This is a genomic window from Paenibacillus sp. FSL K6-1217 (genome assembly GCF_045040735.1).
GTDB lineage: Bacteria > Bacillota > Bacilli > Paenibacillales > Paenibacillaceae > Paenibacillus_AQ.
Genome location: NZ_CP150271.1, coordinates 6424387 through 6439197, shown reverse-complemented (window position 1 = coordinate 6439197; position 14811 = coordinate 6424387). Strand labels below are relative to the sequence as shown.

Sequence of the window (14811 nt, the reverse complement as noted above, 5' to 3'; positions counted from 1 at the left end):
TCCATTATTTTGGAAAAGCCATCTTGATCTGTTCCTCGCAGAACTCCTTACATACATTATTGCCCCAGAACAACCCGTGGAAACGCGTCAGCGCGATGGTATCCTCACGGATCTCCACCAGCCCTTCCTTGACGAACTTATCGAACAGCTCCGGGAAATGCTCCTCCGGGAAAACGCCGAATTTGCGGCGGAACTGCTGGCGGTCAACCGCCGTACGGCGCAGGCCCATCGCCAGGAACTGGTTGGGCAGATCCTCTGCCTTCACTTCGTAGCCTAAAGCAATGGGAAGGTCGCCGGATGTAACTTTTTTCACATATTCAGGGAGTAATTTAACATTCTGGTAGGCATAGCCGCCCACATCGCCGAACGCCCCCAGCCCCACCGAGAGCAGGTCCAGGTAATCGTCGAAATGCTTGCGGCTATACACATGATGGCCTCCCGGCCGTACGAAATCATAAGTCGATTCCACCGAATAGCCCTGCGACTCCAGATAACGGCAAGCCTCCACATACATCTGCTGTTCCAGCTCAAGACCGCCGCAGGCCGGAAGCTCGCCGCTGGCAATGCGCTTAGCCAGACCGAAGCCGGGGATGATCTTCAGCGGAAATAGTGTGACATGGCCAATGTCCAGCTCTACTACCTTCGCCAGATCCTCCAGCCATTCCTCCATCGTCTGGCCCGGCAGATTGTACATCAGGTCCAGGCTGACATTGGTGATCCCGGCTGCTCTGGAATCCTGAATACTGCGCAGGGAATCCTCACCCGTCTGAAGCAGCCCGAGGCGTCTGCCCAGCTCATCGTTGAAGGTCTGCACCCCGAGACTGATCCGGTTCACCCCAAGCGCCTGAAGCAGCTTCAGCTTGGCAGCGGTGAACGAGGCGGGATTGCCTTCGAACGTGATTTCTTCAACGCTGTGCAGGGGAAGCGTGGCCTGGAGCTGCTTGAATAGAGCGGTGATCTCTTCCTCATCCAGTACGCTGGGCGTCCCGCCGCCGATGTAGAGCGCCTCCACCGAGCAGTTGCGGATCTGCGGCGTCTCCCCGTACATCTCCAGCTCGCGGAACAGCGCAGTCAGATATTCCTGGCGGGCTCCCTGCTCGTTGAATGCCTTCGGGTACGGGCAGAACGGGCAGATGGAATCGCAGAACGGAATATGTACATAGGCCAGCTTGGAGCTTGCCGCAGCTTGATTCAGGTTCATCAGGGACGGCAGGTGCTTGCTGTCCTCCGGAGACACCGGAGTGTTCCCCATGGGATAATGTCCGATCCCGATCTCACGGAACGGATATACAGGCTTGTTCATTCTATCAAGTCCTTCCTCCAATTGAATTCATAAGCATATCCTTATAAATATGGCGTGAAGCGGACAGAGCATCGGTTAGCAGGTCAGCGCTATAATCCTTGGACTGATAGTAGGCCGGAAACAGCAGGTTATCCGATGGATGGATTACCTGCTCTTGCAGAGCGATGTTGTAGAGTGCGGTATGCGGATAGACGCGGATGCCTTGACTTGCCAGAATATAGACAGGATTCATCTGATTGACCCGTTGCACCGTCTCCTGCACCGTCTCTTCATTCTCCCCCGGGCCGCCGAACAGCAGCGATACCGAGTAGGGAAGCTGATACTGCTCCAGCAGGCGTCCCAGCTCAACCAGCTGCTCCGGGGTGAACTGCTTGCCCATCCGCCGGAGCATCTGCCGTGAACCCGAGTCGGCCCCGATATCCACGAAGCGGCAGCCGGTCTCCTTGAGCGAGCGGATCAGGTCCTCTGTAACATGGGCCGGAGTCAGCGCGCAGCTCCATTCCAGCGAAGGGCTGGTGCGGCCGATCAGCCGGCAGAACTCCACCGTCTCCTCCACCTCATGATTGAACACTCCGTCTACAAAAGTAATATTATGCACCTGATAATCGGTCTCCAGAATCTTCATATCTTCGCTGAACTGCTCCGCAGGAATCCGGCAGGCACCGGAATTCATGTAGCCCTCCGAGCAATAGATGCAGTGCCGGCTGCAGCCTCTGGAGGCCTGATAGCCCATCGAGGCTTTTTTGATGCGGGGATTGGGGATAAAATACTGCGGAGCGAACAGCGACTTCGGCGGAATCCGGCTGTACACCGGATGATAGGCTGGATCTGCATTACGTACCGTACCCGTCTCAGGGGCCTTCTCCTGTTCTATCTCGCGGGCCAGCCGCACCGCTTCCGCTTCGCCTCCGCTCCCCTTGATTCCGTAGTCCGCCCCCAGCTCCTGCACCAGCTCCAGTGGCATCACCAGCATTGCAGCCCCGCCAAGCATTACCTTGGCTGAACTGCAAGTACGGCATACCTGCATGACTTCCTGTATAAAAGCAAAATAGCTCTCCGGCTGCTGAATCACCTGGTTATCGATGTTGCGCACCGAGAGGCAGATCAGATCCGCTCCGGTGACCCGCAGCTCCTCGCGGAGCGCCTGCAGCGGTTCAGCTACGAAGGCCAGATCCAGAAAACGGGTGCTAAATCCGGCAGCCGTGAGGGCCGAGTAGACCATCCCCGCCCCGACAGGAAGAACCGGCATCGGCCGAAGCAGGGTATTCGTAGACACTACCAGTATTCTCATCATTCGCTCCACCCTGTCTTCCTTCAAATGAACATCCAGTCCGGGTTACGCTCCCGGTACGGAGCACAGATGCGGTTCGCCTGCTCCAGACTCAGCTGCGGGGACATGAAGAACTTCGGATGCAGCAGATCATCCGGCTCCGGTGAACCCACATAGCTATACATATCAGTGGACGGCAGAATACGGATGCCGAACAAGCCGAAGATACGCTGAACCGCAAGCTCCTCCATCAGATCCAGCGTCTCCCGTAGGGTCTCCGGCGTCTCCTCCGGCCCTCCGATCAGGAGGCAGAAGCTGAAGTCCAGCTCCTGGCTGCGGCAGAGCTGGACCACCTTGCGGATCTCGCCCTGCCGGAAATTCTTCTTGAAGGATCTGAGGCAGATATCGCTGCCGGAATCAATCCCGAACTCCACCTCTGTACACCCGGCCTGCTTAAGCAGCCCGGCGAATGCTTCCGTGAAGAACCTCGGATTCAGGAAGCAGCCCCAGGATAACGAAAGCGTGCGCTTGATCAGCTCACGGCAGATTTCTTCGGCATGCTCCAGCGGATAGTTGAACACACTGTCCACGAAGTCAAATGAACCGATGTCATACTGCAGCGCCATCTGCTCAATCTCATCGGCCACCCCCTCCGGTGAGCGCAGGCGGACCGCCCGGCCCTCCAGTGACGGGTAAGCGCAATAGGTGCAGCTTAGCGCACAGCCTCTTTTGGTCAATACATTATGACGGACCTTCCGCTCTACATCATAGCTGTGCAGAAATCCGCTGCGGCTCGGGAAATACTCCTGATCCAGCTGCTCCGGCGCATACGGCGACCAGTAATTCCATTCCCCGGACCTTGTTCTGAACATCAGCCCGCTCACTGCGGACGGCATCTGCCCCGCTTCCAGCTGGCCCAGAAGCTCCACGATACTGTCACAGCCGTCTCCGACAATGCCGTAATCTGCTCCTGTCTCCTGCAGCCACTGCCGGGGCAGAAGCGAGAAGCCCGCCCCTCCCAGAATAATGCGGACGGTACAGTTCCATCCCCGGACCCAATCGACCATCGCACAGACCTGGTCCACGAAGCTCCGGGGGTACTGCATGCAGCAGTTATCGAGGTTGCGGATGGATAGACCGACATAATCCGGCATATAGGCATTGAGGTAATCCGTAACGGTCTCCCGGTTATACTCCAGCTGGGTCATATCCAGCATGCCTGCCTCCCAGCCGGAAGCGACAAGACTGGCGTGAATATAGCTAAGACCCAGCGGGAATACAGGCGGCCGCTTCTCCGTATTCGCCGAGATCAGCAGCACTCTGCCCATATTCACTCCCCCTTGAGGAAGGCAAGCATGGCAGCGGCTACGTCTTCACTCTTCTCAAGAAACATAAAGTGTCCCGCGCCTGGAACCGAATGCATCCGGGAATCCGGCAGGTACCGGTTCAGCTCCAGGGCCTTGTGCAGCGGCGTAATCCGGTCCTCTTCCCCGCTTATGATCAGCGTTCTCTGCGTGATACCCTGGAGGATCGGCCGGAGATCGGGATGCTTGATCTGAATCATCAGACGGTGGGTCGCGGCAGGCAGCCGGGACCAGCCCTCCAGAATCTGATGCTGAACCTCCTCATGGCCTGCGGTGAAAAAATACGGAACCGCCGCCGCATTCGTCCGCCGCACAGCATCCGGCGTGATCTCTTCCCCGTGATCCGGCCGCTTGAACGGGACCGCAAAGGTAGCGGCGGCCCCCATCAGCACCAATCGCTTCACCCGGTCCGGCTCACGGGCGGACAGCAGCAGCGCAAGCGTGCTGCCCAGGGAATGCCCGACAATCGTGACCTGCTTCAGCCCCTGTTCATCCAGCAGCCTGAGAATATCATCGACCATATCCTCCAGGGTGAAGGCCGGACCGGAGTATTCCGACTGGCCGTGTCCGCGCAAGTCCGCGCGCAGCACCTGATAATGAGGCTCCAGCGCCCGGGCCAGGTCCCCGAAGACGAGCGAAGAGTCCCGGTTGCCGTGCAGACACAGCACGGGCTCCCCGGCACCCTGCCGGCTGTAAAATAAAGGTGTACCTTTAGTTTTCAACATATCGTTTGGTTCCTTCCTTGAACTTCCCGGCCGGGCCGCTCATACGACGGCTTCCTCCAGATAGTCCACAACCCGGTCTATATCCCGGCCTTCCGCTTCATCTACTGCAAACAGCCGCCATTCCCTGCGGCTTCGGCCTACCAGAATGGCAGGCTGTCCGGGCGCCAGAAAACAGCGCGAGGCCAGCTTATCCTCCCAGTCATAATACAGCTCGAAGCCCGGAACCGTCTGGCTTGTCTTCTCCTTCACGAATTCATGGGTGATGAAGTGGGGGAGCTGCCCCACCCTCGCAATCAGCGCACAGACTGCGCTCCCGCCGAACTGCCGCTTCAGCTGCTCCAGCAGCGGCCCGCAGCGGATGCTGGCCTGCTGATCACCGATGACGAAGATGCGCGGCCGCTCCTCTGCCAGCTCGCCAAGCGTGATCTGTTCATCCCGGACGTCCTGCACCGTGAAGGCAGACCAGGCTTCGCTCTGCTCCAGGCTCGCCAGCCCTTGCCCCTGCCCGTGGCTCTCCCCCGGCTCACCGTTCACCTGCCCCCCTCCCGCCTGCCCGGGAAGGTCGAAGTAAGAGAAGCCCAGGGAGGAGGCTACACGCATCCCGACAGCCCGGGCCATCATCTTGGCCTCCTCCGCTTCTTCAATCGGCTTGCTCCAGGAGCGCTTGCGGATGCCCGGCTGGCCGTCATATTCAATCAGGCTGATGCCTGCGCTGGCAATCATCGACAGCTTAATCGCTGTGAAGCAAGGCATCAGCGAGGCCAGCGCCCATTCATGCCCCGGTCCCGCTGCGACAACAATCTGTCCGGCGACCTTGCCCTTAAATGCTTTGCCCTTCACCCCGGCTACCCGGTCATAATTGTAGTACTCGAAGTCCAGATCCTCGTCACTGCAAGGCTCACAGCGGTCGATCCAGTTCTTCCAGACGGCCGGAAGCGAGAGCGCATAGACCGGGGAGGCGAAGACGAAGCCGTCCGCCTCCTTCAGCTTATCGTACAGCTCCGTCAACTGGTCCTCCGGGTCCTTCAGCAGGTGGCAGTGCTTGCCGTTCATGCAGTTGCCGCAGCCGTCGCAGGGCAGAATGTTGTAATCATTCAGCCGCAGCAGCTCTGTCTGCACCCCCTGCTCCGCTGCGGCTTCAAGCGCAACAGAGAGCAGGTATTCACTGGAGCTGTGGCGCTTCTTCATGGACCCGGCGAGCCCGATGATCTTCTTCATCCGGCCGCCTCCTCTAAGTCCAGCTCAGCCGTATCGAAGCCCAGCGACCGCAGATCGCTAAGCGCGAACATCCGGAAGTCAGCCGGGGTACACAGCACGTTCGCCTTGGCGACATCATGTCTTACGACCTGGGCGCTTCCGCGCGCTGCGGCCAGCTCCTCGGCTTTCTTGCGAATCTCAGGGCTCGCCATATCACGGATGAATTCCGGCTTGCGCCCGATGACCGCGTCGAACAGACTCTCGCCTTCCGCGCTCCAGGCCACCTTCATTCCTCCGGCCGCTGAATCGAAGAAGCTTCCCGAAGCCAGCGCTGCGAACAGCTGCTCGAATTCCTTCAGCGCCTCGTCCCCGGGCTTCGCCATGGACACCGTCCGGCTGGCCCATTCGGCACAGTATCCGCACTTGTCACAGTCCATCCGGTCGCAGCGCTTCGAGCGGAAGCCCTCCAGGAAGCCTTCCAGGCTCTCGTTGTCGATGCTGGCCTGGAAGCTGAACAGCAGGCGGTAGACCTGTCTCATTTTCTCGGACGGAGCGAACTCCTCCTTGATATTCTTCGAGAAGTTGGGCATTTCGAAGTCCGCCTCTGCCATCCGCGAATTAAGCAGGCTCAGCAGGTTCCCCTGATACTTCCGCTGCGAATAGGACTGCGCGGTAGCCGCAATCTTCTCAGTAGTCTTCATCCGCTCGGTCAGCTTGAACTTGTGATAGCCCAGCTCCTCATAGATATGCATATCCTCCGGGCGAATCCACTGCGACTTCAGCAGCTCCTCGGGATGCTGGAGCTTGCGCTCCGTACAGCGCAGCATATAATAATCCAGCGCGAAGCCCTCCGTTACATGATTGCACTGCGAGGCATGGCTCTGGAAGTTCGCATGATTGTGGCGCATCGGGCAATCCAGCATACAGTCATTGGTCGCAATGAGCTGATACTCGCAGCGGGTATTCTTGCGCAGGCTCTCCAGGAAGGCGAAATCACGGTTCCGGCTCTCGGGCAGGGTAATCTCGCTGACGCCCTTTTCCTCGAAATACTGTGCCTGCCGCAGCGTATTCACATTGGCGAAGGTGGACAGGCTGATCTTCACATCGGGCAGTGCGGTGCGCACCATATCAATCAGCATCGGGAGGGATACGGTCACATATTCCGGCTGCAGGGTGCCGATCCATTCCAGCAGCTCGCGCAGGCGGTAATGGAAGTCCTTCGTGGTCTCCAGGTTATCCAGACAAGTGGCATTCAGCAGATAATTGAACTTGAAGCCATAGGCATGAAGGAGCTTCACATGCTCTTCCACCCTCGCCCGGTCAATCGTTGGCAGCGCGAAGGTCGGTCTCCCGCCGCCCACCAGATCAGAGGATAGCTTGCCGTAGAAGATATCCACATGCGAATCCTTCAGCAGGATGGGCAACCGGTCATCGAAGTTGGTACCGACAGACAGCTTCATCACTTCAGCTCCTCTCCGGCAGCTTCAGCCGGCTTTTGTCCGCGTGCCAGCTTCACACGGCTCTCGAAGGTCTGCTGGTTCGCTTCCGAGAAGAATTCCTTGCAGACGTTGTTGCCCCAGACAATGCCTCTCTCCGACAGGCGGATCTCATGCTCATCCGTTTCCAGCAGGCCTTTGGCTACCAATTCATCGATCGTCTGACCGAAGACCTCCTCCGGCTGAAATCCGAACATTCCGCTGAAATCCTTCCGCTTCACCGACAGCATCCGCAGGCCCTTGGCCATCATGCCGTGCATCGCTTCCAGATCATCGGCCTGGCTGGCGATGAAGACGGACAGGAACTGCTGCTGGAGCCGGTCGCTGTACTCCTGGATATCCCCCTGATTGATATACATCAGCTTGTTGACATATCCGAAGGCCGCCGGGCCGTGTGCGAACAGATCCTTCTGCTGGGTATAGTACAAGAGAACATGCCGGTCCTCGAAGCCCGGCTTGGCGAAATCCCACACGCTGTACTGGACATAGCCCTCTTCCTGGAGCAGCCGCTTGGCTTCCAGATACATATCCACTTCCAGCTCGACACTGCCGGTAGGCGGGATTTTGCCTTCCTTGATCATTTTGAACAGCGCAGTGAACGGGACTACACACAGAGAGAATACCGTGATATGGTCGATGCCGAGACGCACCGCCGTACGGACATCCTCCAGCCATTCCTCCATCGTCTGCTCAGGCAGGTTGTACATCAGATCAATGCCGATATTCTCGAAGCCCGCTTCCTTCGCTTCCTCCAGCACCTCGAAGGCCCGCCGGGAATCATGGCTCATCCGCAGATGATGCCCCATCTTATCGTTGAAGGTCTGGATGCCGATGCTGATCCGGTTCGCCCCTTGGGCGCGGATGGCCTGCATTTTCTCCAGTGTCAAGGTTGCCGGACTGCCCTCGAACGAGATCTGCGCATCCGGTGTCACCCGGTAATTCGCCTGGACGCTCTTCAGCATCTCGACCATCCGCTCGGCAGACAGGGCCGAAGGCGTTCCGCCCCCGAACGTCACCGCGCTGATCGTGGACTGCGAACCATACGGGGATGAGGCGTAGATGCCGATTTCGGCCTTGACGGCCTCCATGTACTGCTCGACCTGCTTTTCCTGATAGGCCATCTTGTTGAAGGGACAGAAGATGCAGACCGAAGCGCAGAAGGGAACATGCACATAGACTGCGCCCACATTATTCGCCAGAGGCTGGCCGCCAAGGCCCATCGTTCCATAGATATCAGCGGGGGCAACCTCGGTCACAGGGTTCGGATAGTGGGACACACAGATTGGATCTCTATGAGGATAGACGTTATAGAAGCGTTCGTAGGCCGTGGTCTTAACCGACATGATGAACACCCCGCTTAGCTTCCACTGCCGACAAGGCCGCAGCCAGACCGGAAGAGACCGCCTCAATACCTGCCACAGGCAGACAATTCATCACCGTCTCCGTCACTTCCTCCGCGCTCGCCCCTAGCTCATAAGCCTTCATTGCATGCAACCGGATGCCGTAGGCAGAACGGTCTGTAACCACGCAAGCCAGCCGGATCAATTCCCGCACCTTGGGGTCAAGTGTCCCCGTGTCCTCAATCGACTTGCACATGCTCTCAAAAGCGTTCCCCACCTGCGGATTAACTCTCATCAACATATCGCTCATCAGCTATACCCTCCTTATGATTGTACCGATTGTACCGAATGTACCGATTGCACCGGGCGTCCCTTGGCCAGCTTCATCCGGTGTTGAAGCCCATAATCCGCATATTTGGCGGAGAAAAATTGCTTGCTCACATTGTTGCCCCATATAATACCGTCCTCCGTCAGCCGAATCCCTTCCGCATCCTGAATCAGCAGCCCGTCCTGCACCAGACGTTCGATCGTCTCCGGGAACAGCTCCTCCGGCTCTTGCCCGAACATCTTCACGAACCCGGCACGGTTAACGGACAGCATCCGCAGACCCTTGGCCATGGCCCCGTGCGCCAGCTCCCGCTCATCGGCCTTCTCCCCGCAATTGACCGGGAGCAGCCCGTCCTGCACGCGGGTCATATATTCATTCAGATTGCCGCTGTTGATATACATATAGCCGTTAATGATGCCAAAAGCAGCCGCGCCGATGCCGATCATATGCGACTGCTCCGAGAAGTACAGGGTGGCGTGGCGGTCCGTCTTGCCCGGCTTGGCGAAATCAATCACGCTGTACTGCTCATATCCGGCTTCCAGCAGCATCTCCTTGGCGATGGAATACAGCTCAATCTCCCGGTAGACATCCCCGATGCCCGGAATCTTCCCGTCCGCTATACGCGAGGCGATCTGCGTATGCGGCACCACACAGAAGGAAATCACGCAGATATGATCAATGTCCTGCTCAATGGAGGTGAGAATATCCGCCCGCCATTGATCCAGCGTCTGGCCCGGCAGATTGTACATCAGGTCAATGCCAACATTCTCAATGCCGCTGTTACGCGCATTCTTCACTAACGCGAATGAATCCTCGACACTGTGGTACAGCCCCAGCACTTCGGCAAGCTCTTCCTGGAAGGTCTGCACCCCCACGCTTATCCGGTTCAAGCCCTGCAAGGCCAAGGCCTCCAGCTTGTCAGCCGTGAAATTCCGCGGGTTGCCTTCGATGAAGATCATCGCATCCTCTTCCACGCGGAAGGCCTGCTTGATGTATTGCAGGACCCCGGTCAGCTCTTCCGAGGACAGGCAGGAGGGCGTTCCGCCGCCGAGATTAATGGAGGAGACGGTAATGCTGCTGCCAAACGGCGTTCCCGCATACCTGTCAATCTCCTGCCGGACAGCAGCCAGGTAGCGGTCCACCTGATCCTGCCGCTTCAGATAACGGTTAAACGGGCAGAACGAGCAGGTGGCATCGCAAAAGGGAATATGCAGATATAGAGCCACCGGCGTATCCTTGGTATTCACCTGCTCCAGCTCCATCAGCGACCTTACTTCAGATTCTTCGTGCTGAGAGACAGGCACAGGATAATGCGAGACACAGATCGAATCTCTCTCCTTGAACAATTCAACATATTGCTTCGCTCTGCTCATATGGTGCGCTCCCCCTTCATTTGGATTGCAGCATCCGGCCCGCATATGGGGAATCTTCCGATGGCTCCACCGGAATACGGCGGATCTCCATGGTCATCTGGTTGCGCATATCCGGGCAAGCCGAGTGTACAATATTGCCTTCCGGGTCCCACGGCAGCTTCGCATCCATGTTCAGCGCCAGCAGCATCGGGAAGACCGCATGAAATGCCGTTCCGCACAGATTGCCAGCGTTCAGCGGGGAGACCTTCATGACATCCCCTTCCTTATGCCCTGCCCGGCAATGCCCTTTAACGCCTGTCACCTTAAGTTCAAATTCATAATTCATCCGTATTTCCTCCTCATGGAATATGTGATTGGTATGTGATTCGTTTCACTTACACACTAATACGCTACTCAATAATGGCTACTGCCCGTACCCAGGCCGCACCGGCCTGCCTGATCTTGATCGGAAAACAAGCGATCTTGAACCCGTACGCCACCGGAATCCGGTCCAGATTCGCCAGCCGTTCCATGTGGCAATAGGTCTGTTCCCGTCCCCAGAAATGGGCGGGGAACAGATAGGCGTTATCCCCGGTCCGCTTATAATCGCTGATCATATGCTTGAACGGACGGTCGAAGCCGTAGCTGTCAATGCCCATCAGCCGGATGCCTTGCCCGGTCAGGAATGCCGTAGCCTCCCTGCTCATGCCCGGATAATCCGTGAGGTACCTCGGGGTCCCCCAATGCCGGTCCGCACCTGTGCGGATCAGCACAATATCCAGCGGCTTCAGTGTATACCCGATTCGCTCAAGCGCCTGTTCAATATCCTGTTGCCCGATGGATTCTCCTGCTTGCTTATGGGTGAAATCCAGTACCACCCCGTCGCCAAAGCACCATTCCAGCGGGACCTCGTCAATGGACGCTGCCGGCTCTCCCTCGCTCATGGAGCCGAAGTGCAGGGGGGCATCGAAGTGGGTCCCGGTATGCGTGGACGCGGTGATCATCTCCATGTTCAGGAACTCTTCGCCCGGAAAGTCCTTCCGGCTCCCGTCGAATTGGCGGGCAAAGCGGTCTGCCCCCTCCTGATGTCCGGTCTGCTCGAACCCGTACGGGGCCAGCTCGCCCGGATTCTGCTCCATCGGCACACTTAAATCAATGAACTGAACTGTCATGTCCTCACCTACTTCATAATTCTGAGTGCGTTACGCCCCAGGATGTTCTGGACATCCTCCCGCTTGATCTCCTTCACCCCCATCATCAGCTTCATAGGCAGCGGAATCACTACCTTTTGCATGTAATTCAGCACCTCGGCAATGTTCGGGGTAACTGTCCAATCCGAGCCCCAGAGGATCTTGTGGCTGCCGCAGACCGAGATCATCTTGGCCAGCTCCATCCGGAATACCTTCGGGTTGTTGTGGATCAGGATATTGGCTACCGCCGTGATGGTCACATACATATTGTCGTGCCGGCCGACCATGTAATAGCACAGGTCATTCCAGGGATGGCCCATATGCTCCACAATCAAGGTCAGGTCGGGAAAATCCACCGCCACATCATCGAGCAGAATCGGGTAGTTATGCTTCATCCGAAAAATACTGCCCGGCGTAATCCCGGTATGCACGCTGACCGGAATTCCCAGCTCGCTGCACCGTTCATACAGCGGGTACAGCAGCTCCCGGTCATTCAGGACGAAGCCCCCGTAATCATTGGGGTTCAGCTTGAAGCCCTGCATGCCCAGTGTCTTAATGGCATAATCCAGCTCCGCCAGCGCCTCCTTCCCTTTGTAGGGATTGACGCTGGCGAAGCCGCGCAGCTTGTCGGGGTGGGCGCGGACCGCCTCGGCGATTTTCTCATTGGACAGCACCTCATAGCCGTAGACATCCTCGAAGCTGAGCTGATGCACCCAGCTCATGGCAATCTGGTTCTCGGCCATACAGTTCAGGTAATCCTCCAGCAGATTGTTGTCATCGACGAAGCCGTCCTGCGTGGCCCCCACCATCTTCTTCAGATACTGCAAGTCATCGAAGCCCTTCTGCTTCTTGTAATCCGGGACCGTCCCGGCCCCGGCCAGACTAAGCTCCAGGCTTTTGTTCTCCTTGACGGCGAAATGGGCATGAGTATCTACAATTACAAGATCGCTCTTCACGTTCGTCTTCTCACCACTTTGCTTAGAATTGGTATTGCAAGGCCGGGAGGCTAGACCTCTCTGTGCCCAATCTCCGGCCTCGGGGCCAGCGGCGCCGTGGCGAAGACCAGCTCCATCTCGCCCGGCCCCTCATTGACGACCCGGTGCCGCTCACCCTTCCGCGCAATGAACAGGCTGTTCTCCCGGATGGCATGCGGAATATCCTCGATGACCGCCGTTCCCCGGCCCCGGATCACGAAGACATTCTCTTCGCCGTAATCATGAAGATGCTCCTTGATCTCTTCTCCCGGCTGAAGCAGAACATGGCCCATGATCAGCTGGGTGGACCCGACAGTCACCGGACTCGCCAGCACACGCATCTGCCCGCCTCTGGCATGAACCACCGGCACCTCCTCCATATGGACCACTGTATTCACTTTCACCTGATTCATACTGCACCCCTTATCCCGCAGATTTATATTCGGTGACACCTGCTTTTTCCTTTTTGCCCAGACTCAGCGAGATCAGAATTGTCAGCACCATGAGTCCGGCGGCCACCAGATAGCTGGGATGCGTTCCGATCCGGCTGTAGAAGAATCCGCCAAGCGTAGACCCCAGCGCAATCCCGACTCCCTGAAGGGTCCGGAAGGTTCCTAAGGCCGCACCCATCTCCATCGGATTAATCTTGATGACCTTATCCGTAATAATCGTGTTGACCAGGGTAATAATCGGCCCTTCCGTAAGCCCGATCAGCGCATAGCCGAAGGTCAGCAGCCAGGGGTTGAAGTCCAGCGCATACAGCAGCACGAGCGCTCCCACGCAGATCGATTGGGCCCAGATCAGGGGCGCATGTCTGCCTACCTTATCCGAGATCCAGCCGATGAAGACCGCCCCGAACGAGGCTACCGCCTCATACGGAATGAACAGCAGGCTGAGCAGCACCAGCGAGATATCCTGTTCCTTAGCCGCGAACGGTACCAGGAAGGTAGTGAAGACACCTACCATGAAGCACAGGGTTCCCACAATGCCTGCCAGCAGAATTTCGCGGACGCCCAGCCATTTGAAGGAGCTTTTGAAGGCTTGCCCGATGCTACGGCTTGTATTCTTGACTCCGGTCTCCCGCAGCAGCACTGTGGTAACTAGCGTAGACAGCAGCAGCAGTGAAGCCAGCACCGCGAAGGAGGTATGCCAGCCGAAATAATTACTCAGCAGCCCGCTAAGCACATACCCCAGCACCGACCCGGCGCCAATCGCCCCGGACACAATACCCATCGCCCGGCCCCGCTCCTCGGGCTTGCACACATCCATCACCACCGCGAAGATCGGCGTGGACACGAACCCTCTGGCGAAGCCGAACAGCAGCCAACCAGCCGTGAACAGCAGCACTCCGTGGGATGCAGCCACCATAAATACAGCCACTGCCGATAATGTCATGGAGGCGATAATAATCTTCTTCCGCCCGAACCGGTCTGCGAAGACACCAGACGGAATGGACAGAAAGGTCATCACCAGCGAGGCAATGCCCGCTATGGTTCCAATCTCACCGGAGGTCATGCCGAGATCACTGCTGATCAGGGGTGCGATTGGGAAGATGCTGACCATAATAGAGAAGACAAGCAGAATGTTGATGGCGAGTAGTGTGAATATTTTGTTGTTGCTCATGTGATTCGTCCTCCTCACAGTCATTGACTGCTCTCAATAATGATGAATGCAGCAGCATAATCACCGTGATGACTAATGCTTACGTGGATGCTCTCCTGCTGCTGTATATAAGACTCCAGTCTTCGGCTGCGGACCAGATAGGGCTGGCCGCTGGGAAGGCTCAGGAACTCCAGCTCATTCCAGTCCAGCTCACAGTTCATTCCGGTGCCGATGGCCTTCAGCAGCGCTTCTTTAGCGGCGAATCTGCCGGCCAGGAACTGTTCCGCATGTCTTTTTTTACAGGCGAACAGTTCCCTTTCTTCCAATGAATAGTACTGCTGGATGAAGAGTTCACCGCACTTGGCCAGCATCTGCTCCACGAAGCTGATGCTGACCAGATCCATGCCGATTCCTCTGATCATGCCTTCAAGGCAACGGCTTCCATCACTTGCGCTACAGAATAAGTCTTGAGCACCCGGCTCTCAATGAAGATGCCGAAAGCCTTGGATAGTGCTGTAGAGACCAGCGCCAGCTCTGTAGAATCCAACGCCAGATCGTCATAGAGCCGCGATGATTCCGTAATTTCTTCCTCAATGCCAATATCCTCAATGATCGCTTTTACCTTCTCGAATACCATTAGATACACCCTCCCGTTAGAGTTAATAGGCCT

Annotated in this window: 16 protein-coding genes; all 16 read right to left on the bottom strand. The window is 57.3% G+C overall.

The features are described 5' to 3' along the window. Window positions 1-4 precede the first annotated feature (4 nt). The 16 genes from hemW (MHH28_RS28340) to MHH28_RS28265 all read right to left on the bottom strand — a co-directional run bounded on the left by hemW (MHH28_RS28340) (window position 5) and on the right by MHH28_RS28265 (window position 14778). Entirely contained in the window at window positions 5-1303 is a 1299-nt protein-coding gene (gene hemW, locus MHH28_RS28340; protein ID WP_405107971.1) for a radical SAM family heme chaperone HemW, read from the bottom strand. Between the two features lie 4 nt (window positions 1304-1307). After that, on the bottom strand, window positions 1308-2597 hold the full coding sequence (locus tag MHH28_RS28335; RefSeq protein WP_405107968.1) for a B12-binding domain-containing radical SAM protein: 1290 nt from the start codon (window positions 2595-2597) through the stop codon (window positions 1308-1310). A 20-nt stretch (window positions 2598-2617) separates the two neighbouring features. Beyond that, window positions 2618-3901, bottom strand: coding sequence for a B12-binding domain-containing radical SAM protein (locus MHH28_RS28330; protein ID WP_405107965.1), 1284 nt, complete (start codon window positions 3899-3901; stop codon window positions 2618-2620). Window positions 3902-3903: 2 nt separating this feature from the next. Continuing rightward, window positions 3904-4662: an alpha/beta fold hydrolase gene (locus tag MHH28_RS28325; RefSeq protein ID WP_405107962.1), complete on the bottom strand. Its 759-nt coding sequence runs from the start codon at window positions 4660-4662 to the stop codon at window positions 3904-3906. Between the two features lie 39 nt (window positions 4663-4701). Beyond that, entirely contained in the window at window positions 4702-5880 is a 1179-nt protein-coding gene (locus MHH28_RS28320; protein WP_405107960.1) for a flavodoxin family protein, read from the bottom strand. Next, window positions 5877-7319 carry a U32 family peptidase gene (locus MHH28_RS28315; protein WP_405107957.1) on the bottom strand — a complete coding sequence of 481 codons (1443 nt, stop codon included), beginning with the start codon at window positions 7317-7319 and terminating at the stop codon, window positions 5877-5879. Before MHH28_RS28315 ends, MHH28_RS28320 begins: the two co-directional genes overlap by 4 nt. Beyond that, window positions 7319-8698 carry a radical SAM family heme chaperone HemW gene (gene hemW, locus MHH28_RS28310; protein ID WP_405107954.1) on the bottom strand — a complete coding sequence of 460 codons (1380 nt, stop codon included), beginning with the start codon at window positions 8696-8698 and terminating at the stop codon, window positions 7319-7321. Before hemW (MHH28_RS28310) ends, MHH28_RS28315 begins: the two co-directional genes overlap by 1 nt. Next, the gene (locus MHH28_RS28305; RefSeq protein WP_051493801.1) at window positions 8688-9005 is read right to left on the bottom strand and encodes a carboxymuconolactone decarboxylase family protein; all 318 of its coding nucleotides are present in this window, start codon (window positions 9003-9005) and stop codon (window positions 8688-8690) included. The genes hemW (MHH28_RS28310) and MHH28_RS28305 overlap by 11 nt, the downstream gene beginning before the upstream one ends. Before the next feature lie 14 nt (window positions 9006-9019). Continuing rightward, on the bottom strand, window positions 9020-10396 hold the full coding sequence (hemW, locus tag MHH28_RS28300) for a radical SAM family heme chaperone HemW (RefSeq protein WP_405107950.1): 1377 nt from the start codon (window positions 10394-10396) through the stop codon (window positions 9020-9022). Between the two features lie 16 nt (window positions 10397-10412). Beyond that, window positions 10413-10721 (bottom strand): TIGR04076 family protein, encoded by a 309-nt coding sequence (locus MHH28_RS28295; protein ID WP_209878724.1) that lies wholly within the window; start codon window positions 10719-10721, stop codon window positions 10413-10415. A 64-nt stretch (window positions 10722-10785) separates the two neighbouring features. Beyond that, window positions 10786-11547, bottom strand: a complete 762-nt coding sequence (locus MHH28_RS28290) for a cyclase family protein (protein WP_405107948.1) — start codon at window positions 11545-11547, stop codon at window positions 10786-10788. Between the two features lie 8 nt (window positions 11548-11555). Next, window positions 11556-12521 (bottom strand): amidohydrolase family protein, encoded by a 966-nt coding sequence (locus MHH28_RS28285; RefSeq protein ID WP_076161951.1) that lies wholly within the window; start codon window positions 12519-12521, stop codon window positions 11556-11558. A gap of 50 nt (window positions 12522-12571) precedes the next feature. Further along, window positions 12572-12952 carry a cupin domain-containing protein gene (locus MHH28_RS28280; protein ID WP_036697305.1) on the bottom strand — a complete coding sequence of 127 codons (381 nt, stop codon included), beginning with the start codon at window positions 12950-12952 and terminating at the stop codon, window positions 12572-12574. A gap of 10 nt (window positions 12953-12962) precedes the next feature. Further along, a complete protein-coding gene (locus MHH28_RS28275) occupies window positions 12963-14162 on the bottom strand; it encodes an MFS transporter (protein ID WP_405107943.1) in 1200 nt (399 codons plus the stop codon). Between the two features lie 20 nt (window positions 14163-14182). Next, complete coding sequence (gene acpS, locus MHH28_RS28270; protein ID WP_341187244.1) at window positions 14183-14563, bottom strand: holo-ACP synthase; 381 nt, start codon at window positions 14561-14563, stop codon at window positions 14183-14185. Continuing rightward, window positions 14560-14778 carry a phosphopantetheine-binding protein gene (locus MHH28_RS28265; protein ID WP_341149271.1) on the bottom strand — a complete coding sequence of 73 codons (219 nt, stop codon included), beginning with the start codon at window positions 14776-14778 and terminating at the stop codon, window positions 14560-14562. The genes acpS and MHH28_RS28265 overlap by 4 nt, the downstream gene beginning before the upstream one ends. Between the last annotated feature and the right edge of the window lie 33 nt (window positions 14779-14811).

Bases quoted from the DNA above. Each gene is read 5' to 3' on its own strand.
- hemW (WP_405107971.1), bottom strand. From the start codon at position 1,303: ATGAACAAGCCTGTATATCCGTTCCGTGAGATCGGGATCGGACATTAT.
- MHH28_RS28335 (WP_405107968.1), bottom strand. From the start codon at position 2,597: ATGATGAGAATACTGGTAGTGTCTACGAATACCCTGCTTCGGCCGATG.
- MHH28_RS28330 (WP_405107965.1), bottom strand. From the start codon at position 3,901: ATGGGCAGAGTGCTGCTGATCTCGGCGAATACGGAGAAGCGGCCGCCT.
- MHH28_RS28325 (WP_405107962.1), bottom strand. From the start codon at position 4,662: ATGTTGAAAACTAAAGGTACACCTTTATTTTACAGCCGGCAGGGTGCC.
- MHH28_RS28320 (WP_405107960.1), bottom strand. From the start codon at position 5,880: ATGAAGAAGATCATCGGGCTCGCCGGGTCCATGAAGAAGCGCCACAGC.
- MHH28_RS28315 (WP_405107957.1), bottom strand. From the start codon at position 7,319: ATGAAGCTGTCTGTCGGTACCAACTTCGATGACCGGTTGCCCATCCTG.
- hemW (WP_405107954.1), bottom strand. From the start codon at position 8,698: ATGTCGGTTAAGACCACGGCCTACGAACGCTTCTATAACGTCTATCCT.
- MHH28_RS28305 (WP_051493801.1), bottom strand. From the start codon at position 9,005: ATGAGCGATATGTTGATGAGAGTTAATCCGCAGGTGGGGAACGCTTTT.
- hemW (WP_405107950.1), bottom strand. From the start codon at position 10,396: ATGAGCAGAGCGAAGCAATATGTTGAATTGTTCAAGGAGAGAGATTCG.
- MHH28_RS28295 (WP_209878724.1), bottom strand. From the start codon at position 10,721: ATGAATTATGAATTTGAACTTAAGGTGACAGGCGTTAAAGGGCATTGC.
- MHH28_RS28290 (WP_405107948.1), bottom strand. From the start codon at position 11,547: ATGACAGTTCAGTTCATTGATTTAAGTGTGCCGATGGAGCAGAATCCG.
- MHH28_RS28280 (WP_036697305.1), bottom strand. From the start codon at position 12,952: ATGAATCAGGTGAAAGTGAATACAGTGGTCCATATGGAGGAGGTGCCG.
- MHH28_RS28275 (WP_405107943.1), bottom strand. From the start codon at position 14,162: ATGAGCAACAACAAAATATTCACACTACTCGCCATCAACATTCTGCTT.
- acpS (WP_341187244.1), bottom strand. From the start codon at position 14,563: ATGATCAGAGGAATCGGCATGGATCTGGTCAGCATCAGCTTCGTGGAG.
- MHH28_RS28265 (WP_341149271.1), bottom strand. From the start codon at position 14,778: ATGGTATTCGAGAAGGTAAAAGCGATCATTGAGGATATTGGCATTGAG.